This window comes from Marinigracilibium pacificum, assembly GCF_012926615.1.
In the GTDB taxonomy this organism is placed as follows: domain Bacteria; phylum Bacteroidota; class Bacteroidia; order Cytophagales; family Cyclobacteriaceae; genus Mangrovivirga; species Mangrovivirga pacifica.
Genome location: NZ_JABBNU010000005.1, coordinates 311,874 through 337,818 on the forward strand (window position 1 = coordinate 311,874; position 25,945 = coordinate 337,818).

Annotated in this window: 27 protein-coding genes; 10 read left to right on the forward strand and 17 right to left on the reverse strand. The window is 37.2% G+C overall.

Going from position 1 to position 25,945, the window contains the following annotated elements; translation table 11 throughout:
- Position 1 precedes the first annotated feature (1 nt).
- Positions 2 to 1,930, reverse strand: coding sequence for a molecular chaperone DnaK (gene dnaK, locus HH304_RS09800; RefSeq protein ID WP_169680861.1), 1,929 nt, complete (start codon positions 1,928 to 1,930; stop codon positions 2 to 4).
- Positions 1,931 to 2,203: 273 nt separating this feature from the next.
- Between dnaK and HH304_RS09805 the strand changes: the two genes are divergently transcribed.
- From HH304_RS09805 to HH304_RS09830, 6 genes are read left to right on the forward strand one after another with little or no spacing between them, the layout of a single operon-like run.
- Positions 2,204 to 3,787, forward strand: a complete 1,584-nt coding sequence (locus tag HH304_RS09805; protein ID WP_169680863.1) for a peptide chain release factor 3 — start codon at positions 2,204 to 2,206, stop codon at positions 3,785 to 3,787.
- Between the two features lie 4 nt (positions 3,788 to 3,791).
- A complete protein-coding gene (locus HH304_RS09810; protein ID WP_271711578.1) occupies positions 3,792 to 4,496 on the forward strand; it encodes an RluA family pseudouridine synthase in 705 nt (234 codons plus the stop codon).
- Between the two features lie 45 nt (positions 4,497 to 4,541).
- Positions 4,542 to 4,994 carry a nuclear transport factor 2 family protein gene (locus tag HH304_RS09815; RefSeq protein ID WP_169680865.1) on the forward strand — a complete coding sequence of 151 codons (453 nt, stop codon included), beginning with the start codon at positions 4,542 to 4,544 and terminating at the stop codon, positions 4,992 to 4,994.
- A gap of 11 nt (positions 4,995 to 5,005) precedes the next feature.
- Positions 5,006 to 5,986, forward strand: a complete 981-nt coding sequence (locus tag HH304_RS09820) for an aminodeoxychorismate synthase component I (protein ID WP_169680867.1) — start codon at positions 5,006 to 5,008, stop codon at positions 5,984 to 5,986.
- 13 nt (positions 5,987 to 5,999) lie between these two features.
- The gene (locus HH304_RS21400) at positions 6,000 to 6,569 is read left to right on the forward strand and encodes an aminotransferase class IV (protein WP_169680869.1); all 570 of its coding nucleotides are present in this window, start codon (positions 6,000 to 6,002) and stop codon (positions 6,567 to 6,569) included.
- Positions 6,566 to 6,889, forward strand: a complete 324-nt coding sequence (locus tag HH304_RS09830; RefSeq protein ID WP_169680870.1) for a DUF6787 family protein — start codon at positions 6,566 to 6,568, stop codon at positions 6,887 to 6,889. Before HH304_RS21400 ends, HH304_RS09830 begins: the two co-directional genes overlap by 4 nt.
- 36 nt (positions 6,890 to 6,925) lie before the next feature.
- On the opposite strand, the gene atpC is transcribed toward HH304_RS09830, so the two are convergent.
- The 4 genes from atpC to HH304_RS09850 form a co-directional block, all read right to left on the reverse strand.
- Positions 6,926 to 7,177 carry an ATP synthase F1 subunit epsilon gene (atpC, locus tag HH304_RS09835; RefSeq protein ID WP_169680872.1) on the reverse strand — a complete coding sequence of 84 codons (252 nt, stop codon included), beginning with the start codon at positions 7,175 to 7,177 and terminating at the stop codon, positions 6,926 to 6,928.
- A 58-nt stretch (positions 7,178 to 7,235) separates the two neighbouring features.
- On the reverse strand, positions 7,236 to 8,741 hold the full coding sequence (gene atpD, locus HH304_RS09840; RefSeq protein WP_169680874.1) for a F0F1 ATP synthase subunit beta: 1,506 nt from the start codon (positions 8,739 to 8,741) through the stop codon (positions 7,236 to 7,238).
- Positions 8,742 to 8,941: 200 nt separating this feature from the next.
- Complete coding sequence (locus tag HH304_RS09845; protein ID WP_169680876.1) at positions 8,942 to 9,160, reverse strand: hypothetical protein; 219 nt, start codon at positions 9,158 to 9,160, stop codon at positions 8,942 to 8,944.
- 142 nt (positions 9,161 to 9,302) lie between these two features.
- Positions 9,303 to 10,526 carry a sensor histidine kinase gene (locus tag HH304_RS09850; RefSeq protein WP_169680878.1) on the reverse strand — a complete coding sequence of 408 codons (1,224 nt, stop codon included), beginning with the start codon at positions 10,524 to 10,526 and terminating at the stop codon, positions 9,303 to 9,305.
- A 102-nt stretch (positions 10,527 to 10,628) separates the two neighbouring features.
- On the opposite strand from HH304_RS09850, the gene HH304_RS09855 reads away from it, so the two are divergent.
- Complete coding sequence (locus HH304_RS09855; protein ID WP_169680880.1) at positions 10,629 to 10,940, forward strand: hypothetical protein; 312 nt, start codon at positions 10,629 to 10,631, stop codon at positions 10,938 to 10,940.
- Positions 10,941 to 10,950: 10 nt separating this feature from the next.
- Here HH304_RS09855 and HH304_RS09860 read toward each other — a convergent pair whose 3' ends face one another.
- From HH304_RS09860 to HH304_RS09905, 10 genes are all read right to left on the reverse strand, one after another.
- Positions 10,951 to 12,270 (reverse strand): ABC transporter permease, encoded by a 1,320-nt coding sequence (locus tag HH304_RS09860; protein ID WP_169680882.1) that lies wholly within the window; start codon positions 12,268 to 12,270, stop codon positions 10,951 to 10,953.
- The gene (locus tag HH304_RS09865; protein WP_169680884.1) at positions 12,263 to 13,171 is read right to left on the reverse strand and encodes an ABC transporter ATP-binding protein; all 909 of its coding nucleotides are present in this window, start codon (positions 13,169 to 13,171) and stop codon (positions 12,263 to 12,265) included. Before HH304_RS09865 ends, HH304_RS09860 begins: the two co-directional genes overlap by 8 nt.
- An 87-nt stretch (positions 13,172 to 13,258) precedes the next feature.
- Positions 13,259 to 14,788, reverse strand: a complete 1,530-nt coding sequence (locus tag HH304_RS09870; protein WP_169680886.1) for a S8 family peptidase — start codon at positions 14,786 to 14,788, stop codon at positions 13,259 to 13,261.
- A gap of 96 nt (positions 14,789 to 14,884) precedes the next feature.
- Entirely contained in the window at positions 14,885 to 15,772 is an 888-nt protein-coding gene (locus HH304_RS09875; protein WP_169680888.1) for a hypothetical protein, read from the reverse strand.
- 113 nt (positions 15,773 to 15,885) lie between these two features.
- Complete coding sequence (dnaJ, locus tag HH304_RS09880; RefSeq protein ID WP_169680890.1) at positions 15,886 to 16,995, reverse strand: molecular chaperone DnaJ; 1,110 nt, start codon at positions 16,993 to 16,995, stop codon at positions 15,886 to 15,888.
- A 2-nt stretch (positions 16,996 to 16,997) separates the two neighbouring features.
- Entirely contained in the window at positions 16,998 to 17,576 is a 579-nt protein-coding gene (locus HH304_RS09885) for a nucleotide exchange factor GrpE (RefSeq protein ID WP_169680892.1), read from the reverse strand.
- A 70-nt stretch (positions 17,577 to 17,646) separates the two neighbouring features.
- A complete protein-coding gene (gene obgE / locus HH304_RS09890; protein WP_169680894.1) occupies positions 17,647 to 18,645 on the reverse strand; it encodes a GTPase ObgE in 999 nt (332 codons plus the stop codon).
- Positions 18,646 to 18,654: 9 nt separating this feature from the next.
- Entirely contained in the window at positions 18,655 to 19,230 is a 576-nt protein-coding gene (locus HH304_RS09895; protein WP_169680895.1) for an adenylate kinase, read from the reverse strand.
- 79 nt (positions 19,231 to 19,309) lie between these two features.
- Positions 19,310 to 19,834 (reverse strand): hypoxanthine phosphoribosyltransferase, encoded by a 525-nt coding sequence (gene hpt / locus HH304_RS09900; RefSeq protein ID WP_169680897.1) that lies wholly within the window; start codon positions 19,832 to 19,834, stop codon positions 19,310 to 19,312.
- A gap of 9 nt (positions 19,835 to 19,843) precedes the next feature.
- Complete coding sequence (locus tag HH304_RS09905; RefSeq protein ID WP_271711579.1) at positions 19,844 to 20,749, reverse strand: M20/M25/M40 family metallo-hydrolase; 906 nt, start codon at positions 20,747 to 20,749, stop codon at positions 19,844 to 19,846.
- A 106-nt stretch (positions 20,750 to 20,855) separates the two neighbouring features.
- Here HH304_RS09905 and upp point away from each other — a divergent pair, with 106 nt between their 5' ends.
- Positions 20,856 to 21,500 (forward strand): uracil phosphoribosyltransferase, encoded by a 645-nt coding sequence (gene upp / locus HH304_RS09910; RefSeq protein WP_169680899.1) that lies wholly within the window; start codon positions 20,856 to 20,858, stop codon positions 21,498 to 21,500.
- Between the two features lie 118 nt (positions 21,501 to 21,618).
- Positions 21,619 to 22,071, forward strand: a complete 453-nt coding sequence (locus tag HH304_RS09915; protein WP_169680901.1) for a hypothetical protein — start codon at positions 21,619 to 21,621, stop codon at positions 22,069 to 22,071.
- Here the strand turns inward: HH304_RS09915 and sdaAA are convergent.
- Positions 22,068 to 22,979: an L-serine ammonia-lyase, iron-sulfur-dependent, subunit alpha gene (sdaAA, locus tag HH304_RS09920; RefSeq protein WP_169680903.1), complete on the reverse strand. Its 912-nt coding sequence runs from the start codon at positions 22,977 to 22,979 to the stop codon at positions 22,068 to 22,070. The genes HH304_RS09915 and sdaAA overlap by 4 nt on opposite strands.
- Before the next feature lie 100 nt (positions 22,980 to 23,079).
- Here sdaAA and hemE point away from each other — a divergent pair, with 100 nt between their 5' ends.
- Positions 23,080 to 24,111 (forward strand): uroporphyrinogen decarboxylase, encoded by a 1,032-nt coding sequence (gene hemE / locus HH304_RS09925; protein ID WP_169680905.1) that lies wholly within the window; start codon positions 23,080 to 23,082, stop codon positions 24,109 to 24,111.
- A gap of 24 nt (positions 24,112 to 24,135) precedes the next feature.
- Here the strand turns inward: hemE and HH304_RS09930 are convergent, their stop codons facing one another.
- Positions 24,136 to 25,944 (reverse strand): TrkH family potassium uptake protein, encoded by a 1,809-nt coding sequence (locus HH304_RS09930; protein ID WP_169680907.1) that lies wholly within the window; start codon positions 25,942 to 25,944, stop codon positions 24,136 to 24,138.
- Position 25,945 lies beyond the last annotated feature (1 nt).

Consider the following 25,945-nt stretch of genomic DNA (forward strand, 5'->3'; position numbering starts at 1 on the left):
ACTATTTCTTATCGTCTACTTCCTCATACTCCACATCTGAAACATCATCTGCACCACCTTCGGCTCCGGCTTGCGCCCCAGCATCAGCTCCAGGAGCTCCACCTTCTGCTCCGCCTGCAGCCTGTTGTGCCTGATACATTTCCTGAGAGGCACCTTCCCATGCTTTATTTAGTGATTCAAGAGCACCTTCAATCTTGTCAACATCCTGCGCCTTATGAACTTCTTTTAATTCATTAAGAGCTGCTTCGATCTTAGACTTATTTTCATCAGAAAGCTTATCACCATACTCTTTAAGCTGCTTTTCGGTCTGGAAGATCATCGAATCTGCCTGATTCAACTTATCAACCTTTTCTTTTGCAACTTTATCCGCTTCAGCATTAGCTTCAGCTTCCTGTTTCATTTTTTCGATTTCCTCATCAGTCAATCCTGAAGAAGCTTCAATTCTGATTTTCTGCTCCTTACCAGTTCCTTTGTCCTTAGCAGATACATGAAGGATACCATTCGCATCAATATCAAATGTCACTTCGATTTGAGGAACTCCTCTTGGTGCAGGTGGAATACCATCTAAGTGGAATCTACCAATGGTTTTGTTATCCTTCGCCATCGGACGCTCTCCCTGAAGTACATGAATCTCAACCGAAGGCTGATTATCTGCAGCTGTAGAGAACACCTCAGACTTACGTGATGGAATAGTTGTATTTGACTCAATTAATTTTGTAAATACACCTCCCATAGTTTCAATACCTAAAGAAAGCGGAGTTACATCAAGTAATAATACATCTTTAACTTCTCCAGTAAGTACACCACCCTGGATTGCTGCTCCAATAGCTACTACTTCATCTGGGTTAACTCCTTTTGAAGGTCTCTTGCCAAAGAATTTCTCAACCTCTTCCTGAATCTTAGGAATACGAGTTGATCCACCAACTAAGATCACTTCATCAATATCAGATGGGCTAAGACCAGCATCACTCATTGCCTTCTTAACAGGATCCATAGAACGTCTGATCAGACTATCAGCAAGTTGTTCGAATTTAGATCTGCTAAGAGATTTAACAAGGTGTTTAGGAATACCATCAACAGGCATAATATATGGCAGGTTGATCTCAGTATTTGTCGAACTTGACAACTCAATCTTAGCTTTCTCAGCAGCTTCTTTTAGACGCTGAAGTGCCATTGGATCTTTTCTTAGATCAATTCCTTCATCATTCTGGAATTCATCAGCTAACCAATTAATGATCACATCATCAAAGTCATCACCACCAAGGTGTACATCACCATTAGTTGATTTTACTTCGAAAACACCATCACCCATTTCAAGAATTGAAATATCAAATGTACCACCACCAAGGTCATACACTGCGATTTTCATATCCTTATTTTTCTTATCAAGACCATACGCAAGCGCTGCTGCTGTTGGCTCGTTAATAATACGCTTAACATCAAGACCAGCAATTTGTCCTGCTTCTTTTGTAGCCTGACGCTCACTGTCATTGAAATAAGCAGGAACAGTAATTACTGCCTCTGTAACAGTCGTACCCAGGTAATCTTCTGCTGTTGATTTCATCTTCTGAAGAATCATTGCAGATATTTCCTGAGGAGTATAACTTCTGTCTCCGATTTTTACTCTTATAGTATCGTTTGCACCCTTTTCTACTTCGTATGATGCATGCTTACGCTCATCAGTTACTTCGCTCCATTTCTTACCCATGAAACGCTTTACCGATGTTACTGTATTTCGAGGGTTTGTAATAGCCTGACGCTTTGCAGGATCCCCAACTTTTCTTTCTCCTTTACCATCATCCAAAAATGCCACGATAGAAGGTGTGGTTCTTCTTCCTTCACTGTTTGGAATTACAACCGGCTCATTTCCCTCCATTACTGACACACAGGAGTTGGTAGTACCTAAGTCTATACCTATAATTTTTCCCATACTAAAATTTATATCTGAATTATGATTTCACATTAATTTCAACACTCTCTCTTTAACAAGCACTGTGCCATTGCAATTTTAACTGACAAAATGTCATTTTCAGATATTTCACTAATTTGCTTATGATAATCATCTGCCAAAAATGTTTATCGCTAAATTTTCTTTGCCTTTTTGGCACATTTCATCACCTACACCAAATATTATAAGTATTCAGTTATATTTCTGTAATGAGTAAGGGATATTACCTAACTTTGCATCTTTAAATTTTTGAGGATGAAAGGACTAGAGCAAGAAATAGCCAGACGACGTACCTTCGGTATAATCTCCCACCCTGATGCGGGAAAGACAACTCTTACAGAAAAGCTGTTGCTTTTTGGTGGTGCCATCAATACTGCCGGCGCTGTAAAAAGTAACAAAATAAAAATGCACGCCAGATCTGACTGGATGGAAATTGAAAAGCAAAGAGGTATTTCAGTTTCAACATCAGTTATGGGGTTTGAATATAAAGGCAAAAAAATAAATTTGCTTGATACCCCGGGTCACCAGGACTTTGCTGAAGACACTTTCAGAACTCTGACTGCAGTTGACAGTGTTATTATGGTTATCGATTGCGTTAAGGGTGTTGAGATACAAACTGAAAAACTTATGGAAGTTTGTAGAATGAGAAACACTCCAGTTCTTGCTTTTATCAACAAACTTGACCGTGAAGGTCGTGATCCTTTCGAACTGCTAGATGAAATTGAAGAAAAACTAAATATTAAAGTAAGGCCTCTATCGTGGCCAATAGGAATGGGTAAGTCTTTCAGAGGGGTTTATAATCTATTTCAAAAGACTTTAAACATATTCGAACCCGGAAAAACTAAGATTACTGACAATCAAATTGAGTTTGAGGATATCAATAGTCCTGAACTTGAAAAATATATAGGTGAAAATGCAGCAAATACTCTTCGTGAAGAAATAGAATTAATCGAGGGTGTATATCCGGAATTTAGTATTGAAGAATATTTAAATGGTAAAGTTGCCCCAGTATTTTTCGGATCTGCAGTAAATAATTTCGGAGTAAACGAACTACTTAACTGCTTCGTTGAAATAGCTCCTGAACCAAAATCCAGAGAAAACGAAGAGCGTGTAGTACTTCCTTCAGAGCATGATTTTTCCGGATTCGTATTTAAGATTCATGCCAACATGGATCCAAAGCACAGAAACAGAATCGCATTTATCAGGGTTTGCTCAGGTAAATTTGAAAGAAATAAATTTTACTACAGGGTTAGAGAAAATCAGAAAATGAGATTTTCGAACGTTACAGCTTTCATGGCTCAGGACAAAGAAATTATTGATGAAGCATTCCCTGGGGATATCGTTGGTCTTTATGATACTGGTAACCTTAAAATTGGCGATACCCTGATTGAGACTGAAGGTAGTAATTTCAAAGGAATCCCTTCTTTCTCTCCTGAAATATTCAAAGAGGTTATTAACAAAGATGCTATGAAAACGAAGCAGCTTGAAAAAGGACTTCGACAATTAATGGATGAAGGTGTTGCTCAACTATTTTCATATGAAATGGGTTCCAGAAAAATTGTTGGAACTGTTGGCGCACTACAGTTTGAAGTTATTCAACATCGATTGAAAGAAGAATATGGAGCTTCAGTAGCATTTCAACCTCAAAACATATACAAAGCTTGCTGGATCTCTGCTGAAAATGAGAAAGATTTAAATGAGTTTGTAAAATCAAAACTCAGACATATTGCTAAAGACAAGGATGGGAAATATGTTTTCATGGCAGAATCAAGAGCTTGGTTACAAATGATCCAGGACAACTTCCCTAAAATACAAGTTCACTTTACATCAGAATTTTAAGCGCATGGCTAAAAAAGGCAAGCATATAGAAATAGTTTACGAAGACAACCACCTAATTGCTGTAAATAAACCAGCAGGGGTTTTGGTACATGCTGACAATACTAACGATCCTACTCTGGAAGACGCAGTAAAAGACTTTATTAAGCATGAATACAATAAGCCAGGAGCTGTTTACCTTGGAGTAATCCACAGGCTTGATAGACCAGTTAGCGGACTTGTTCTTATGGCCAAGACGAGTAAAGCACTGACCAGAATGAACGAGATGTTTAAAGAACGTCAGGTTGAAAAAACTTATTTAGCTATTGTTAATAAGCTCCCTAAAGAACAAGAAGGGAGTCTTGAGCACTACCTTCTCAAGGATCAAGCTAAAAACAAAACACACGCACATATCAAACCTAAAAAGGGTGCAAAAAAGGCGGTTTTACATTATAAATTTGTTGGACGTATTGCAGATAAATTTTTACTTGAAATAACACCGGAAACCGGTCGTCCACATCAAATCAGGGTTCAATTAAGTAGCATGGGTTGCCCTATACAAGGTGACCTAAAATATGGTTCAACTCTTACAAACCCAGGCGGTGATATAGGATTACATGGATTTAAGTTAAAATTCACACATCCTGTTAGAAAAGAAACAATTGAGATAAGGACTGAGGTTCCAGGTAATGACCTTTGGAAATCACTCAAACCGCTTACGGAAACCTTGTAGTAATTTTAACTGACAGGTTGTATAATGTGATAAAATTAATTGATCATGAAAAAACTAATAGTAATCACATTATTCACTTGCGCTTTTTTATCGCTTCAAGCTCAAAATGAAACCATTGAAGTCGAAAAGGTAATTAACAAACTATTTGATTCAATGAGGGCTGGTGATAGCACTACTCTCGTCAGTGTGTTTATTAATGATCCTGCAATGAAAACCGTCTATAACAAAGATGGTAAGGTTATTTTACACAGTGGCTCCTTAAATGATTTTGCAAAAGCAGTGGGAACTCCACACGATCAGATTTTCAATGAAGTTATTAAGAATCTGGAAATCAAAGTTGATGGACCTTTAGCATCTGCATGGGTTCCATATAAGTTCTTTTTAGGAGAACAGTACAGTCATTGCGGAGTTAATGTTTTTGAATTAATTAAAATAGACGGAAACTGGAAAATATCATCGATCATAGATACGAGGAGAAAAGACGACTGCCTATTTTAGAAATAGGCAATATGGAGGCTATAAACCAGACTATTCAGACTATGAATAAACTGGGTAGCCTCCATACTCCATTTTTTTTTATCGTTGATTTTGAACATGAAAACCCACTTTGTATTCCCCTAAAAAACCTCGACTCTAATGAAATTGCTTTTAATTTCAATGGATTCAAAAATGTTGAAAAGCTTTCCGGATTTAATTCTGCGCCATTGGCATTTAACTTTAATCCAGTAACTTATGAAGAGTTTAATAGAGCTTTCGACATTGTTTATAATGAAATTCATCAAGGAAATTCTTACCTGCTCAACCTGACCTTCAGATCAGAAATAGAGTCTAATTTTTCACTTGAAGAAATTATAGAACGAGCTAAAGCCAAATATAAAATCTGGTGGAAAAATAAGTTTATTAGTTTCTCTCCGGAAACATTTATCCAAATCAACAATAACACTATGCACTCTTTTCCTATGAAAGGCACAAGAGTAATGAATAGTGATTCTGACAAAGAGTTACTGCTAAATGACCATAAAGAATCTGCCGAGCATGTAACCATAGTTGATTTGATCAGAAATGACATGAGTATTCTGGGTAAAAAAGTGGAGGTAACTAAATTCAAATACCTGGACACTCTTGAAACACATAAAGGCAAACTCCTTCAAATGTCGTCTCAGATTAGTACACCTATGGAAGATAATTGGCACAAATCTATTGGGTCTATCATTTTTTCTATGCTTCCGGCCGGGTCAATTAGTGGTGCTCCTAAAAAGAAAACTATAGAAATAATTAAAGCCGCTGAACAAAGACCCAGAGGATTTTATACTGGCGTTGCCGGAATATACGATGGAAAAAATTTTGACAGTTGTGTATTGATCAGATATATTGAAAAAGATTCTAGGGGTAAACTCTATTTTAGAAGTGGTGGCGGAATAACCCATTTAAGTAATCCGGAATCAGAATATCAGGAAGTTTTAAACAAAATTTATGTGCCAGTTTATTGAATCTATTTGTTTAGTGAACAATGAATCACCTCTGCTGAAATATCATCAGTCGAGAATAAACAGGACATTTGATTTCTACTTTCCTGACTGTAAACCGATAGATTTAGAAAAAGTATTATCAAAACAGGAGCTTCCTCAAAAAAAGGATAAGTATAAGATACGACTGGTTTATGATCAGAAGTTAAGAGAAATAAGTATAAATAAATATATACCAAAAAAGATTTCCTCCTTAAGGCTGATTGAAACTTCTGATTTAGATTATAGTTTTAAATTTGAAGATAGAAAAAGGCTAATGCATTTATATGATCAACGTAACGAAGCTGATGACATAGTCATTATTAAAGAAGGTAAAGTAACTGATAGTTCATACTCAAATTTAGTCTTTAAGAAAGGAGAGGAATATTTCACACCTCTTAACCCATTATTAAAAGGTACACGACGAGAAAAATTACTTGAAGATCGAACTATCAGCACAATAGATTTTAATGTAAGAGACCTTGATAAATTTGAATCGGTTACGCTGATTAATGCAATGCTTGAACTGGGTGAAATAGAAATTCCCATTGAAAATATTATCAAATGAAGTGGTACGAGAAATTACAAAAACGCTGGAATCTTAAGAGTGGTAAGCAAGTAGCAATAGTATTGATTGTGTTTGCTTTAACGGGTTCAACAGCAGTATCATTAAAAATGTTTATCCTGGAAGCTGCCGGAATGGGCCATGATACTTCACCGTGGATAAAATTTCCTTTTGTGATTATAATGACATTTATGATTTACCAGGTATTACTTTTGGTATATGCCTTTATATTTGGTCAATTTAAATTCTTCTGGGAATTTGAAAAGAAGATGTTTAGAAGGTTTGGAGGTAAAAGCAATAAAAACAAAAAGACCGATGAATAATCATCGGTCTTTTTTTTGTTGTCTTATATAAAGATCCTATTCCTGAATAACCTTTTCTGCAAGAACAACCACTCTGTTGCTGGCAACTTCCACAACACCACCATCAACGGTGATCTCATGATTAGTATTATCTTTTGTAACATAAGATAAAGTACCTTTATCTAATGAACTGATAATAGGTGCGTGGTTATTCAAAACCTGAAAAGACCCTTTTGATCCAGGAAAAGTAGCTGATAGAACAGCTCCTTCAAAGATCTTTTTGTCAGGGGTTACTATTTCTAGATACATATCTCCCACAGTATAGTTAAACAAGAAAGAAAACTCTCTTGTTTTATGTTTTTAAAATTTATTTAGCTTCTGCAAGCATTTTCTCACCCTTAGCGATTGCATCTTCGATACCACCAACAAGGTTGAACGCCATTTCAGGAAGATGATCAAGCTCACCATCAATGATCATGTTAAATCCTTTGATAGTTTCTTTAATATCAACTAACACACCTTTAAGACCAGTAAACTGCTCTGCAACGTGGAATGGCTGAGAAAGGAATCTTTGTACACGTCTTGCTCTGTGTACAACCATTTTATCCTCTTCAGAAAGTTCTTCCATACCAAGGATAGCAATGATATCCTGAAGTTCTTTATAACGCTGAAGAATCTCCTTAACACGCTGAGCACAATCATAATGCTCGTTACCAACGATATCCGGAGAAAGAATTCTTGAAGTTGAATCCAAAGGATCCACAGCAGGGTAGATACCAAGCTCAGAAATCTTTCTTGAAAGTACTGTAGTAGCATCAAGGTGAGCGAAAGTTGTAGCTGGAGCAGGGTCAGTTAAGTCATCGGCAGGTACATAAACAGCCTGTACTGAAGTAATTGATCCATTTTTTGTTGAAGTAATTCGCTCCTGCATAGCTCCCATTTCAGTAGCAAGTGTTGGTTGGTAACCTACAGCTGAAGGCATACGACCAAGAAGTGCAGACACCTCAGAACCTGCCTGAGTGAAACGGAATATATTATCAATGAAGAAAAGGATATCTCTACCTTGTCCTTCACCTGGGTTTTCTCCATCACGGAAATATTCAGCTAACGTAAGTCCAGAAAGAGCTACTCGAGCACGTGCTCCTGGAGGCTCATTCATCTGTCCGAATACGAATGTAGCTTTAGATTCTTTTAATTCATTAGGGTCAACCTTGCTAAGATCCCATCCGCCTTCTTCCATTGAATGAAGGAAGTTCTCACCGTATTTTACAATACCAGCTTCGATCATCTCTCTAAGAAGGTCATTACCCTCACGAGTACGCTCACCAACACCGGCAAATACAGAAAGACCACCGTGACCTTTTGCAATGTTGTTAATTAACTCCTGAATAAGTACGGTTTTACCTACACCGGCACCACCAAACAAACCAATCTTACCACCTTTTGAATATGGTTCGATCAAGTCAATTACTTTAATACCTGTGTATAATACTTCTGAAGCTGTAGACAAGTCCTCAAATCTTGGAGCTTCTCTATGGATAGGAAGTTTGTTAGCACCTGCTGGTTGAGGAATACCATCGATTGCTTCTCCAACTACGTTGAATAATCGACCTTTGATATCATCACCGATAGGCATTGATATGTTTGCACCAGTATTAACGACCTCTAGTCCTCTAACAAGACCTTCTGTACCGTCCATAGCAATCGTTCTAACGCGATCTTCTCCTAAGTGCAACTGTACTTCAAGAATGTTTTTTTGCCCGTTAGGCATTGTCACTTCTAGTGCATCGAAAATGTCAGGAAGATTTCCTCCTTCGAAACTTACATCCACTACCGGACCAATAACCTGGGATACTTTACCAATATTTGCCATTGTATGTTCTAAATATTAAGAAACTGCAACCTTAAAATTTGACTGCAAAAGTAGAACTAATTTGTCTGAAACCAAAGCTTATAATAAAATTTATGACAGAAGTTCAATCGGTTGCATCAAAGAATCTAAAAAATCACCCTCTGAGGTTATATATATTCCATAAAAAAACCCTGACAAACTTGTTTTGTCAGGGTTATATATTATAGTCCGTGTCTTCGACTTAAGTAGTCATCAGTTTCCCTCAGACTGAGAAGCCTGCCGCTCTGGGTCAATGTCCGACGGCTATGCCCTCCTTTAAGGCTTGATGAATCAGCATCTGCTCCTAGAATATTGCCGATTCTCTCCAGCGTATTTACATCATTTTCACTTTCAATTAACTTCTTTAAAACCGATTTTTTTGTTTCTATAGAATTTTTCATAACTCAATTTTAACAATAACTGAGTTAAAAATCAACAAAAGACTATACTAAACGCTTAATTTTCCTACATTGTTAATATAAATAACATTTTATTAACAAATTCACAATCAATAGAAATCAATTAGTTTCTACTGAAACATTATCACGCCTGACCAGAATTAACCGAAGGAAGAATAATTCGAAATGTTGTGCCCATATCAATTTCAGTTCTCTTAATATAAATCTTACCCTTATGATAGCTTTCAACAATTCTTTTCACTAAAGTAAGGCCTAGGCCCCACCCCCTCTTCTTTGTGGTAAACCCAGGTTCAAAAATGGTTTTTACCTGGCTTTTTGAGATACCCTTCCCTGTATCTGATATATCTAAAAACACCTTTCCTTCATTTGCCTTAATTATTTTTAACTTAATATCTCCCTGACCGTTCATTGCATCCACGGCATTTTTACATATATTTTCAATTACCCAGGCAAATAGAGAAGGATTCAAACTTACCATTGTCGGGTCAACAACAGTTTCTATTTCAATATTTACTTTTTTAGATATTCGGGTTTGCAAATAAGCTATCGTCGATCTAACATGATCAACAAGATTAACTTCTGTCAACGCTGGTGTACTTCCTATACTTGAAAACCTCTCTGTAATCAACTCTAAGCGTTCTATATCTTTTTCAACCTCCTTTATATAGTCATTATTCCGAAACTCAGGAACTGCTTTAAAATATTCAACCCAGGCTATTAGTGATGAAATCGGTGTCCCTAACTGATGGGCAGTCTCTTTGGCCAAACCAACCCATAACTTATTTTGCTGAGCCTTTTTACTATATGAGAATGCGACATAAACAAGAAAGCCAAACATTAACAAAATAGACAATTGAACATAAGGGTAATATTTAAGCTGGTTAAACAAACTTGAGTTATTATAATATAGTTCCCAGGTATTATATACTGTATTATCAAGTCTGGCCTGAATAATTATAGGGTCATGCTCCTCTTTCATGTCTTCAAGCTCAGCCATTATCAATTCGTTTTTCCTTTCCGCAGAGGCAGATTCAGGCAAATCGATATTTCTATGCATAATGGCATTACCAGCACTATCAACAACTATACATGGAACTGAAGAATTAGCACCAATTATTTCATTATATACGAATTGTAAATTTTCTGCATTCTCTGTATTGTTCACAAATTCTAATGCCTTGGCGAACAATTCAATTGACTCAGTTTCCCTTTCCTTTAATTTTCTTGATAAAATATTAGTGTAAATAATTGTAGCCAAACTAATTCCTGCTGCAACAAGAAGAATCACCCATCGGATGAACTTATTGCTTTCAAACCAAAAATTCCCATCATTTTGTCGTCTGGCCATGAACTAGGGGGTTAAAAAATTAACATAAATTAAAAATAAATTAAAATACAAACGCATCAAAACGGGATATATTTACGTTTTAGGAATATAAAACTATCAGCCATGAAAACCTCTGTAGTAACCCTGTCGCTCTTGGTGATTATAGCCTTTTTTATTGTGATTGCCGAAAACACCATATTAAACCATCAATATACACAAAAGGCCACCGCAACAATTCACTGTACTTACAACTATCATGTAAATGCAGTTAAATCAAAATATAACGAAAGTACGCCGGAAGAAAGGAAATATGCAGCTTTTTGGATTTCCCTGATGTTAGACAGGCCATGCGAAAATTCTAAATCACCTGAAATCATAGAAACAAACACACCTAGACAAGCAGCAACCTGCAATAAACAGATTACTGCAGGTTAACAACTTATCATTAATAACTTTTAACCATCCATTTGAAAAGTTTCTTATAAGACATTTTTGCTCCTCTTGTCAGGATTCCAATTCTGTAAACCCTTCCTGCAACCCAGGCAGTCCCCAATATTCCCAGAATTAACAATACCATCGATAAAATAATTTGCCATGTTGGTATATCAAATGGCAATCTAGCCATCATAACTACAGGAGAAGTAAAAGGAATCATTGAAAATATAGTAGCCACTGTACCATTTGGACTTTCAACAGCTGGCAACCCTACTCCTATACTGATTAAAATAGGAAGTATCACCGGAAATGTAAATTGCTGCGCATCAGTTTCAGAATCACCAGCCGAACCGATCATAGCAAACAATGATGCATAGATTAAAAATCCACCTAGAAAATAAAATATAAAACATCCAATTATAAGTGGTAGATTAATCGAAGATAATGCATCTGTAAATGCTTTAATCTGAAATACCATCGAATCATCTACGGGCGCACTATTCATCTGACTTTGGCTTTCAATTGCAGTATTCATCATTTCAGTCTGACCAATCACTGCTGTTGTAATACCAAATAATATCAATGTTAAAATTAGCCACATGAATAATTGAGTAAGTCCAACAGCTGCTATTCCAATGATCTTACCCATCATTAATTGAAATGGCTTAACGGAAGAAACAATTATCTCAACGATTTTACCTGATTTTTCTTCCACTACACCTCGCATAACCTGACTACCATAAACCAAAATGAATATAAATATCAAGTAAGCACTAACACCTCCAGCTATTGTACCTACTAAAGCAGAAGTTTTTCTCTCTGTACCATCTTCACTAAGGTTGATAGTAGTTATATCAATATTTGCCTTTATTTCATTTAACACTTCTTCGGAAATACCCTTATCCTGTCTTTTTCTCTTTTCTATTTCATCTTCCATTAATGATTCAATAGTAGTCAGTGTTCCAATCCCAGGATTTCCTTTGGTTCTCAATACAACATCAGAGGGATCTAACCCGCTATATTTTGGTATATAAAGAAGGCCATAAGATTCTGACTCCAGATAGGTGCTTTTGGCTTTTTCTGCATCTGTATTATCTGACAAAAACTCAAATGATAATTTGCCTGTTGAAACAAGTGCTTCCTTGAAATTACCCGATTCATCAAGAACAATTATATTCTTGTTTTCATCACCTCCTTTAACAGAAAGAAAAATTATCAAAGCATATACTCCAACGACCAAAAGTGGCGTCAGGAAGGTCATTATAATAAAGGTTTTATTTGTCACCCTGGTGAGGTACTCTCGCTTTATAACTAAAAATATCTTATTCATTTGGTTCACTTACAGATTGGATAAAAATTTCATTGATTGAAGGAAGTTTTTCATGAAAGAACATAATTTGCTGCTGCTCTACTACTTCCCTAATCAGGTCATTTGAATTAAAATTCCCCGATAACTTTATTTCAGAAACTTGCATGCCATTTGAACGGGTTATATTCACAACCTCCCCGGTAGACAACACTAAATCACCTGGTGAATGTCCCAATGCCCAAACATTTTGCTTAAACTTCATCTTAACATCATTTTTCTCACCATATAAAATAAGCTTCGATTTATTTATAAGAGCGATTTCATCACAAAGCTCCTCTACAGATTCCATTCTATGAGTTGAAAGTATTATTGTCTTACCTTCATTTTTCATTCTGATTATTTCATCTCTAACCAGGTTGGCATTTACAGGATCAAAGCCAGAAAATGGCTCATCAAGGATGATCAAATCAGGATTATGAACTACGGTACTGATAAACTGTACCTTTTGCTGCATTCCTTTAGAAAGGTCTTGTACGGTTTTCTTCCACCATCCTTTCATTTCAAACCGCTTCATCCAGGACATGATAGATTCTTTTGCTTCTGCGTTCTTCATGCCTTTAAGTCCGGCCAGATACATCAATTGATCTCCGACTTTCATTTTCTTGTACAACCCTCTTTCTTCAGGCATGTATCCGATTTTCTCGATGGACTTTGAAGTTAATCCTTCCCCATTGATAAATATCTGTCCGGAGTCGGCTGCAATTATATTGGTTAGAATTCGAATAAATGTGGTCTTTCCGGCTCCATTCGGACCTAAAAGCCCAAATATTTTACCTTTATTAATTTCAAGACTAATATCATCAAGAGCTAAATGATTTTCATAGCGCTTGGTAATATTCTTTGCTTCAACTACTGGTTTCATTAAAAAAATTTGAATGATAAATCTTCATCTAAAATACAAAAAAAGCTGCCATAACAGCAGCTTTTTTATTTAAATGGTAATATGGTATTATTGAAGTGTTATCGCCTTGTTTGCATCAATTGTTCCCCATCCGAATGAACCATTCCTGTTTGGATACAATTCGGCTGAGCGTTTTAGCTTATCAAGTACTTCTGCCCTTGATTGACTTAAATCTGTACTCCATATAAGACCTGCAATTCCAGCGGTAGTTGCTGTTGCAACAGAAGACCCACCTACTCTTGATGGTGCACTTCCACTTTGAGCCAGCGTAAGACTGGTGCGGTCGCTATCAGAATCGCGCTGCATAACAATTGTAAAGTCTACTTTGCTACCGGAATGGCAATTACTACAGCGTTTATAACCGGCATCAGTAATGCCAGTTACAGCAACAGTTTCATTCATATTTGCAGGAAATATAACCCCATACCAAGTAGTCAGAGATGTTGAGGTACCGGCAGCACAAAAGATCAGCTTACCTCTTGCATATGCATACCTTATACCATCAGCTACTTGCCCGCTAGACAATGGAGATCCTATTGACATACTTATAATTCGTACATCAGTGCGATTACCAAGAAGAACTAAAGCATCAGTAACACCATCTTTTTCATTACCTCCTTCGATGACTACATCTCCGGTTCCTCTTACACCTACAAAATTGGCATTATAAGCCACCCCTACCGAAGCTCCGGAAGTTCCTCTAGGTCCTGCTATAGTTCCTGACATCTGAGTTCCGTGACCGCATTTATCATTGGGTCCATCAGGGTTTGCCCACCACCACCAGGAGCTAACATAGGTTCCATACTTTTGAATATATCTTCCTGAAGAATTCCCTGAGTTAAACTGCGAGTTTAACAATGCCTGATCAGGAGAAATACCAGTATCGATCATACCAATCGTAACACCTTTCCCGGTAGTTTTAGCCCATGCCTGAGGAATATTACTTTTATAATAGTTCCATGGGATTTTCACGGATGGAGATGCTGAAACAAAATCTTCTGGCTCTAGATATGAATCTGGCGAGTTGCCACATCCTAACTTACTCATGATTCTGGAATTTGCATCCTCCTCCTCTTCTGAATAATAATAAGTGTAAGGCTCTACAAACCTAACTTCACCCATTTTTCGTAGAGCAGCAACAGCTGCAGGCGAAGAAATTTTAATTTTCAAGAATGGTAGTTGATCATGCGCATTGGAAAGAAGACCTTCATCAGGAATCTTAATCCCATCCCTTGAATGAGCATCTTCCACCTTATCGATTATATGTTTTACCGAATTTGACCATTCTCCGGAAGAAACATCAATTGAATTCCAGTTAATTTCTGAAATCTCCAAGGGCTGATAACCTATAACAGCTACACTGTCATAAGCAATAATTGCACTATAAAGTTCATTATCTGATAATGTACTCCATGTAAATTGGTCGTTTTGTTGAAGTGATTTGTCGATCAGGGAGTTGATCTCACTTTTTGAAATTTGAACAAAATTGTTCCTGTGAACTGGATTGTCTTCCCATTCACACGATGACATCGAGACCATGAATATCATGACCAGGATGAGTCTTGTCGAGTTTCTCATGTTGGTTGAATTTATTTGGTTGGTTATCATTAAGATACAAAAAAATTTCAAACCATTTCAATCGTTTGAAATAAAAATTCAGCCAACTAAGTTGAATTATTTGAAAGAGATATTACCCATAGCTACAGCCAGGTCAAATCTTATATAATACTGATTAGGAGATACTCTGTCTAGAAAGGCTTGATTGACAAAAGTATTTTTTGAAACCTGAATGAACTTTTCATTCAACTTAATTTTGCAAAGAGGAGAATCTTGAATAACAACTTTTACAGGTATTGACTGGTTATTGCAAATTACATTTAAACTACCTGCACCTAAACTAGCCTGAACATGTGTATTGTTTAGCAATTGATCATTAAGTTCAAGCTCAACGCTTCCAAAACTAATGTTTGCCTTTACAACTTTGGCTTTTAATTCATTCAGATTTTTAATATATATCTTGCCGAGGTCTGACTTGATGTTAAATGTATCCAGCTCTGAGGGGTTAGGCATATTCCTGTTACAGTTCACAAAAACGTCAGCACTACCCGAAGTTATCGACATTTTCCTTATCGGTATTCCTGATAGGTCCAAATAGGCATTACCAGTTCCATATTTAAGGTCCAACTCATAAGCATGATCTCTCCCAAGATACAAATTACATTTTTCCTTATAATCTTCTGCTCCAAAAATACCTAAGCCAAGAAGACCACTATTCGCCATCCTTGGCTTTTCGACCATTACACTTACATCATGCATAGGCCCCAGAACTTTAGATTCTAATCTTGGCAGACTGTTTTCATCTTCAGAAATGAAATAGAGATTTAGTGGTTTGCTGTTTTGGGAAGGCTTTAAATAGCTGACTGCCTCTACCGAGGTTACATTAAGACGCACAAATGTTGTTCCCGGAATAGGGTCCACATCCATATGCTTCTTATCCTGCGCATTTATTTCAAACACACCGGCTATAACACAGACACTATAAAATATAACTCTCAACAACATCGTTATCAGTAACGTAACCTTTATTCAATAAGTTGCATAACCCTCTAATATAAAAATCGGCAACCGCATTAACAACACGATTGCCGATTAAAGAATTATATCTGTATATTATATTAAAAGTACTCTTTCATCCTTTCAAAGAATCCCTTTTCATTTTTTCCGGGATTTGGCTTAAAATTCTTACTTGCTTTAAGGTTTTCAAGCGCTTGTTTTTCTTCTTTGGTTAATGTCTTTGGAGTCCATACATTTACGTGAATTAACTGATCTCCAACACCATATCCATTAAGGTCTTTTATTCCCTTACCTCTCAAGCGTAAGACTTTTCCACTTTGTGTACCTGGCGCGATTTTAATCTTAACTTTTCCGTCAAGTGTAGGTATTTCCACATCTTCGCCTAAGGCAGCATCTATAAAACTTATATAAAGATCAAAGACAACGTTATTGCCATCTCTTTTCAAAGTTTCATGCTCAATTTCTTCAATAAGAATCAAAAGATCTCCAGCAGCTCCACCATTTGGTGCTTCGTTACCTTTGCCTGACATTGAAAGTTGCATTCCATCAGAAACACCGGCAGGTATTTTAATTGAAATTATTTCTTCTTTCGGCTCCAGTCCCTGACTATTTGCTCCCGGAGGCACATTTTCAACTATCTGTCCACTACCTCCACAAGTAGGGCAAGTACTGCTTGAAACCATTTGACCAAGCATAGTATTAACTACCTTTCTTACCTGGCCTGTTCCCTGACATGAAGTACAAGTTTTAAAAGTTGCTCCTTCCGCAGATACAAGGCGATTAACCTTGATTTTTTTATCTGCACCCTTAGCCATCTCCTCAAGAGTGAGCTTAAGTTTAATTCTTAAATTAGAACCTTTTCTGCGACGAGCTCGACCTCCGCCGCCTCCACCACCAAAAAATGATTCAAAAGGATTACCACTACCACCGAAAATATCTCCAAATTGAGAAAAGATATCATCCATGTTCATACCACCACTTGCACCACGCATTCCATCGTGACCAAAGCGATCGTATCTTTCCTTTTTATCTTTATTACTTAAGACTTCATAAGCCTCTGCTGCCTCTTTAAACTTTTCTTCAGCTTCAGGATCACCGTCGTTTTTATCCGGGTGATACTTTATAGCAAGCTTCCGATAAGCTTTTTTTATTTCAGTTTCAGATGCTCCTCTGTCTACTCCAAGTACTTCGTAATAATCTCTTTTCGCCATAATTAAGATCCAATTACTACCTTAGCAAATCGTAAAACTTTCTCGTCGATCATATATCCCTTTTCAATCACATCTACGACTTTGCCTTTCAATTCTGGTGATGGTGAAGGAATAGCAGTTACTGCTTCCTGGAAGTCTGCATCAAACACGCTTCCCTGATTAACATCCATCACTTTAACTCCTTTTGATTCTAATACTCTTGCAAGTTTGTCATGAATAAGTTTAACTCCAGCCACAACGTCAGGATTTTCATCCTTCATAGCGTTTAACCCTCTTTCGAAATCATCCATGATTGGCAAAAGATCTTTCAAAATATCTTCTCCTGCCGTTTTTACCATTTCCAAACGCTCTTTGGCAGTTCTTCTACGGTAATTCTCAAACTCACTGTATAATCGAATATATTTATCGTTCAGAGAATCTACCTCAGCTTTAAGTTTAGACTCCTCAGACTGATTCTCTGATTCATTTTGTTCTTTTCCAAGTTCTTTTTCCTCAACAGCGTTCTCCACTTCCTTTTCCTGATTAATATCTTTCACTTCCTGTTCTTGTTGATTTTTTGTATCCTTTTGCGAACTACTCATATCACTTAAATTATAATTCCTGCAATGTTTCTTCAATTAGTTTGCCAAAAGCTGTTCTGATGACAATTTGTCAGCGGTCAGAATTTAGCGTCTGCCAAATCTTGTCTTTTAACGTCTGAATCCCCTGTCCTGTTACAGACGAAATGAACACATATGGTACATCAAATGACAATGTTTGCTCCATTTCTTTCATCAATTCCTCATCGAGCATATCTGTTTTTGACAAGGCTATAAGTCGCTGTTTGTCTAATAACTCCGGGTTATATCTCTTTAATTCATCGACCAGAATTTCATATTCCTTATTAAGATCCTCAGCGTCTACGGGTACTAAAAACAGCAACATACTGTTTCTTTCAATATGTCTTAAGAAGCGAAGCCCAAGCCCTTTACCTTCTGCTGCACCTTCGATAATACCTGGGATATCGGCCATAACAAATGACTGATCGTTGCGATAACCTACTACTCCAAGATTGGGAGTTAATGTTGTAAAAGGGTAATCTGCTATTTCAGGCTTAGCAGCAGAAACAGAACTTAATAAGGTTGATTTACCCGCATTAGGAAAACCTACAAGTCCGACATCTGCCAATAACTTAAGTTCAAGGATTACCCAACGAGTTTCACCTTCTTCTCCTGGCTGGGCATAACGTGGTGTCTGATTTACAGAATTCTTGAAATTTTCATTACCAAGACCTCCTCTTCCTCCAGGAGAAAGAATAACTTCCTGATCATGCTCAGTGATTTCACATAGTATTTCACCAGTTTCAGAGTCTTTAGCAACAGTTCCTAATGGGACTTCAAGTATTTCATCTTTACCATCAGCACCAGTACTTTTCATACTACCACCTGGCATCCCATTTTCTGCGATCACATGTTTTCTGTATTTCAAATGGAGTAGCGTCCATAATTGACTGTTACCTTTTAAAATAACATGACCACCACGGCCTCCGTTACCACCATCAGGACCTCCCTTGGGTACGTGTTTCTCTCTCCTGAAATGAACAGCTCCCGGACCTCCATGACCGGAGCGGGAGCAGAATTTCACGTAATCGATAAAGTTATTTCCAGACATTGATTGGATTTATTTCACCTGATCAATGACACCGCAGATATTATTGAAAATTTCTTCAATTGAACCTACACCATTGATACTGAAAAACTTGTCTTGTTTTTTATAAAATTCAGCCACTGGAAGAGTTTCTTTTTCATATACCTGAATTCTTGTAGTAACTTTTTCAGAATCCTGATCATCAGTACGACCACTAGTCTTACCTCTTTCCATTATTCTGTTTCTAAGTTCGTCTTCTGGCACCTCAAGAGCAACCATGCCATTTATGTCAGTTTCAAGTTCTGACATTAACTGATCTAAAGCCTCAGCCTGAGCAACAGTTCTTGGGAATCCGTCAAAGATAATCCCGTTTACCTGGCCGTCACCTTTAATTTTATCACGAACCATATCGATAACCAGACTATCCGGAACAAGTCTTCCCTGGTCCATGAAGGTCTGTGCTTTTTTTCCTAATTCGGTTCCTTCGCCAAGGTGTTTTCGAAATAAATCACCTGTTGATATATGTGTTAAATTGTATTTTTCAATCAATTTGGCACTTTGCGTACCTTTTCCGGCACCCGGAGGGCCAAACAGAACTATATTAAGCATGATATTATTTTGTTTGCATTTAGGGATAATAAAAAGCAAATATATAAACTAAACCTGAAGTTTAGGATAAAATATCGGGTTAATCCAATTGATAAATGTCCTGAAGGTTTCTTCCGTAACCATTAAAGTCCATTCCATACCCAACAACAAAGTCATTAGGAATCTCAAAACCAAGGAAATCGATTTCAAATTGATTGTTAAAAACTTCCGGTTTCATCAAAAGAACACAGGTAGCAATTGATTTCACATTAATTCGATTTAGCTCATCTAAAAGCCATTTCATAGTGTTGCCAGTATCAACAATATCTTCAACAATTACAACATCACGCCCGGCTAGCTGTTCATTCACTCCTATTAAAGATTTTATTTCGCCTGTTGATTCTGTGTTTTCATAACTGGCAACCTTGGTAAAACTGATCTCACAATCAAAGTCTAATCCTTTTAGCAGATCAGAGGCGAACATAAATGCTCCATTCAAAATAATCAGAAAGACAGGATCTTTATCTTTATATTCACTTTTCAACATTTCAGACATTTCGCTCACTCTACTCATTAATACATCTTTTTTCATGTAGAGTCTTGCAGTCTTACCTTGTATCTCCATATATTTAATTTAAAGATTTTTCATCAGGAAACTGTACATCCTGATCATGGATTCAAAATCAAATTTAAAAACTTTTTCGTCAGGGCTATGAACGTGATCCTCTGGGGCACCAATAAAACACCAGTCAAACGGATATGGAGAAGATTGTAATTCTCGAGCATCACTAGAACCGCTACCCTCGACTTCCAATTGGTAAGCAATACCAGATTCATTAGCCAATTTAATAATTTTATTTAGCCAGGTTCTTCTTGGCAGCCCTCTGTCACGCATGGATACCACAACTCCTTTGCCATGATGCACTCCATCTGTCACCCAGGTTATGTCCGAAATAAGCGCTTGCCTTACTCCATATTTCTCATAAATAAACCTTGCTATTTGAGGCACTGCCCCTCCTGCATGTTCTTCCCTTGTAGAAAATACAATGATTCCGTCTTTAAGTGTCTCAGCTACCTTAAGAGCATTTAACACACCTAGCCTGTTATCAAGATAGCAACTTTGAACATACTCATCTGTTTCTCTAAAATTACAATCAAAAACCAGATTTGTTCCTCTGTCTATTGGTCTTCCAAAATGATAAAAAAGATTTCCTTCTTTATTCATCTCGAGTCTGCAAACAATATCGCCTAGTGAATCTTCGCCTTTCAGCATATAACCAGATTGTGCATCTGGCCCACCAATAGGGACAAGCTGATTTTCATACCTCACCGTAAACCCAATGCTATCAATATGCGCAAAAATTGCAGTTCGTGGTTTTCCAAAAACTAAAATGATATTATCATGCCATTCTTCGCCGTGAATAATTTCAGGCTGAACACTCCAGTTTGCTTTATTTGCATTAATATAATCTACCAAAAAACGAGTCATTCTACTTTCATCACCAGATGGAGCAAACACCTCGCACAACTGTTTTAACATATCGTACATAGTGCAAAAATGCATTTTTTTAAATTGTTGCACAGCATTTTGGTATAATGATTAAATTTGTTTAACTCATTGCTTAAATAGTATATATTTTAAACTCATGTTCGTACTTACCGACCAAAGATCCATTGCTGATCGATTTTTTGGAAATCTGAGAAACCCACTTATCCAGAAAAACCGTCCTTTATTTAGAGCTAATCTTTCAAAAGTAGGCGCACTATTAGCATTTGAAGTGTCAAAAAAGCTTCATTATATGGATTACGAAATTGAAACCACACTTGGTACTGCCAAAGGTTATAAATTAAGTAAGCCACCTGTGATTATTACAATTTTAAGAGCCGGATTACCAATGCTAGACGGGTTCATGAATATGTTTGATGATGCAGATATGGGTTTTATAGGAGAGCAAAGAGTTGAAAAAGACAGTGAAGAAATTACAATAAAAAGAGAATATGCTGCCCTTCCTGACCTGACCAACAGAGATGTAATTGTTATTGACCCCATGTTAGCAACAGGTAAATCTATGGTAGAAGCGGTTGAACATTTATCAAATTTCGGTTCCTGGCAATCTTTACATATATCAAGTGTAATTGCGGCACCTGAAGGAGTAAAATATCTTAATGCAAATCTTCCCTTTGCATATTCATTATACCTTGGAACTATTGATGATGGTCTAAACGATGATTCTTATATTGTACCAGGCTTGGGAGATGCCGGTGATCTTTCTTTCGGACCGAAAACCTAATCTATATTTTTTAGTTAAATAAGATATACATTTCGTACTTTTAAGTTTTGTTTTAATCCTTACACTTCCCCGGAGTAAATTTCTCAGGAGACATTGAAAGTTTAGTGATAGTTGAAATATGATTGAGGAAATTTCCAAGTATTTATTTGTTTTTGGCAGTAGCATGGTCAAGTTTATTTTTGGTCCGGTTGCAGGAACTTCAATGGGTTTTTCTTATATCGAAACCGTTGTTTTGACGGCCTTAGGAATGATGACAAGCGTTATTATCATCACAGTTTTAAGCGAAAAGATAAAAGAATACCGGGCAAAAAAGAATGCGAAAAATAAAAAGAAGAAATTTTCTAAAAGAAGTAGACAATTTGTAAAAATCTGGTCCAAATATGGCATTTGGGGAGTTTCTATGCTTACTCCTTTAATATTTACTCCAATTGGAGGAGCCTTACTAATCAATGCAGTAGGAGCCCCACCCAAAAAGATCATCCCATCAATGCTGGTTTCAGCAATATTCTGGTCGGCAGCAATCACCTTTGCAGTAAGATTTATACTGCCAGACCTGAAGCATTTTATTTAATCTTTATCGTTTTCTTCATCAGGAAGCATTTCAATATCCTGAATAAGAACCCTTTTTGCTATTGATCTACCAGTTGGGGTATTTGCTAGTCCACCCAAAGCTGTTTCTTTGTATCGGTCTTCCATACTCTGACCAACCTCTCCCATTGCCATCACACACTCATCTACCGGGATAACCGCATCCATATCAGCTAAGGCAATTTGAGCAGAGGAATTTGCTATCGCTGCTGCGCTGGCATTTCTAACGATACATGGCACCTCAACCAGTCCGGCCACCGGATCACATATAAGCCCAAGCATGCATTGTATTGTAATGCCAACGGAGTTAAATATTTGATCAATTGTACCATCAAAAGCATGAACAATTGCTCCTGCTGCCATTGCTGCAGCAGTGCCAGTTTCAGCCTGACATCCTCCTACTGCTCCTGCAATTCCTGCATTCCTTTCAATGATTAGACCTATACCTGCAGAAACAAGCATACATTCAAGTATTTTCTTATCCGGGATATTATGTTCTTCCTGTAAGGTAGTCAGCACACCAGGCATAATGCCGGAAGCGCCTGCAGTAGGGGCTGCAACTACTCTTCCCATACATGAATTAACCTCTTTTGCCGCCAGAGCTCTTGAGATCATCTTAGTAAAGCCTTCATTTAGAACGTGCTGCTTTGATTTCCAAACTTTCTTCGCACCATTATTTACCATGCCGGAGTGACTGGTCATATCTGTGGCTAAGCCTGAGTTAACGGCATCTTTCATCACATCAAGAGCACGTTGCATACCATCCCAGATATGCTCCTCCTTCTTACCCTTCTGATCAACCTCGTAATTAATCACTGGCTGATATACCGATAAATCGTTTTCCTGGCAATGCTTTTTCCAGGATTCGAATGTATCAAAAAGAAATTTCATACTGCTTTTGGGTTAATGTTTATACAAAGCTAGATAAAATTTTACGATTTATGCTATTTAATGTTATGGGGTGCAGCGATGGATTTATGTATATTTGCACATGCCTTTAAAAAATGACCTTTTGATCAGGGCCGCAAAGGGCGAGCCCGTAGAAAGAACTCCGGTATGGTTAATGAGACAAGCCGGAAGAATTTTACCTGAATACCGTGCAGTAAGATCGAAGCTTAATGGCTTTGTTGACCTGGTAAAAAACCCTGAAAGAGCTGCTGAAGTGACTATCCAGCCTGTCGACATTCTCGATGTGGATGCTGCAATTATCTTTTCGGATATTTTGGTGATACCAGAAGCTTTGGGCCTTCCTTATGATATGGTTGAAAAAAGAGGACCTGTATTCCCTAAAACCATTTCAGGAATGGAGGACGTCAAAAAACTCTCTACTTCAGATATGGCTGACAAGCTAAGCTATGTAATCGAAGCTATCAAAATCACTAAGAAAGAACTTAATGATAGAGTACCGTTAATTGGCTTTGCAGGTGCACCCTGGACAATCATGGCATACATGGTAGAAGGAAGTGGATCAAAAACGTTTAGCAAAGCTCGCAAAATGTTATATACTGAGCCTGAAACTGCTCACGCCCTACTTCAAGCTATTACTGATTGTACTGCCTCTTATCTTGCCGAACAAATCAAAGCAGGAGCTAACCTTATACAGATTTTTGACTCTTGGGCTGGAATTCTGAGTCCTGATCAATATGAAGAATTTGCAATTCCTTATATCAAACAGTTGGTTGACTCTATTGATGAAGTTCCGGTGACAGTATTTTCTAAAGGCGCATACTTTTCTATGCATTCTCTTGGTAAGCTTGATTGTAATACCCTGGGACTAGACTGGAATACTCCTGTTGATTTTGCTGTGAAAATGGCCGGTCCAAATAAGACATTCCAAGGTAATCTTGATCCTTGTGCACTTTATGGTTCTGCAAGTGAAGTAAGAGCTGAGACTATAAAAATGCTAGATCAGTTTAAAGGACTAAGACATATTGCCAATCTTGGACACGGAGTATATCCTGATACTGATCCTGAAAAAGTAAAAGTATTTATTGAAACTGTGAAGAGTTATACTTCAAAATAGAAATTACTGGTTGGCTGGGGATACTTAGCCAACCATTAAGCTTGCCCTAGGATATCTTGCTGTATCCTTCCATCCTCTAAAACTCAAGGCTAACGCAAAGGTTAGGGTTCCCACCCTTCCAAGGAACATCGAAATAATAATCATTATTTTTCCTCCAAAAGATAGCTCGGGAGTTAATCCCATTGACAACCCAACAGTAGCAAAAGCACTTACTTGCTCAAATATCAATTGCTCTAATGCCCTTCCCTGCTCAGTAATAGACAAAACAAAAATACCTATTAGGTTTAAAACAACTGCAAAAACAAAAGTTGACAGTGCTCTGAATATTATACTATTAGGAATATACTGCTTGTTAATTACTACTTTTTTATTACCTCTGATTGTAGCGATAACAGACTGAACAATAATAAAGAAGGTACTTGTCTTAATACCGCCACCAACTGAACCCGATGATGCTCCAACAAACATAAGAAACACAAATATGAAAATTGTCGGCATCGTAAGCATTGAAAAATCCACCGTATTAAATCCTGCAGTACGGGCAGTTCCTGACTGAAAAAAACTAGTGATCAATGCTTCCATGAAGTTCTTCCCTTCAAGAGTGTTGTTTCTCTCAAGAATAAAAAACATCAATGTTCCAAAGGCAAGTAAAGTTGCTGCCATGTATACAGCTACCTTAGTTCCAAGCTCCCAGTCTTTCCAGGGATTATTAAGTCTGTCTCTAAGCTTTCTGATTGAAAATAAATCCTGAAGTGTAGAGAAGCCAAGCCCTCCAAAAATCACAGTCATTATAATAATGACATGCAAGGCATAACTACTTGCTACCATCGAATTATAAAGACCGTCGGTAAAGAGACTGAACCCGGCATTACAAAATGCAGATACAGCATGAAAGAAACTGACAAATACTTTTTCACTAATTGATGAAAATATTGAGTCATCTTCCCATGATGTATAAATAAGAAAAAAGCTTAGTAGCTCAATCATCAAGGTAAAAATCACTACACGCTTCAGCAGGTCTTTTGCCGATGCCAGCGAATCAGAATTTAGGTGATCCTGGATTAATGACTGTTGTTTGATACCAACACCATGACGTAAAAACCCACTAAAGAAAGTTGCGAACGACACAATACCAATACCTCCTAACTGCATAAGTATTAATATCACCAAATGTCCTTTAAATGAAAAGTATGTAGCAGTATCAACGACAATTAAACCAGTAACACAAGTAGCACTGGTAGCAGTAAACAACGCATCAATAAATGACATTGAATCAGCTCCAACACTTGCAGTAGGCAACATTAATAATCCTGCCCCGGTCAAAATCAGCAAAATAAAACTGACAATAAATGACACTGCTGGCTTGACATTGACCTGAGAAATGCTTTCAATAATCCTGACGAATTCAATCATCAGGATAATCAACATATATACTGAAAACACCTTTTTATAGAAAAGAAAATAATCTCCTTCACCAAAAAAAGTATATATCCGTTGCAAAAGACTAGCTTCGGTCAATAGGTTAAAAAGACCATTAAAAACAATTAGTAAAAGCATTATAAACTCAATTAAGTTTGCTTTTAAAAATTGTTTCCTTTCGGAGCTATATATCAGCTTGATTATAAAGGTTGAGATAAATACTGCAAATACAACTTCAAGCCAGAAAGCAAGGGCTTTTTGTGCATTTAACGGTAATTCGAAGCCTTGTAAATAAATCAGTAAGCTAAAGCCAGCAATAAAGGCAACATTTCCAAGACCACCAATGGCCTTGAGAACGGCTTCCTTACTATCAAAAAGTAGTGTATTTATTCTGTCGATCAGAGATTTTAACACG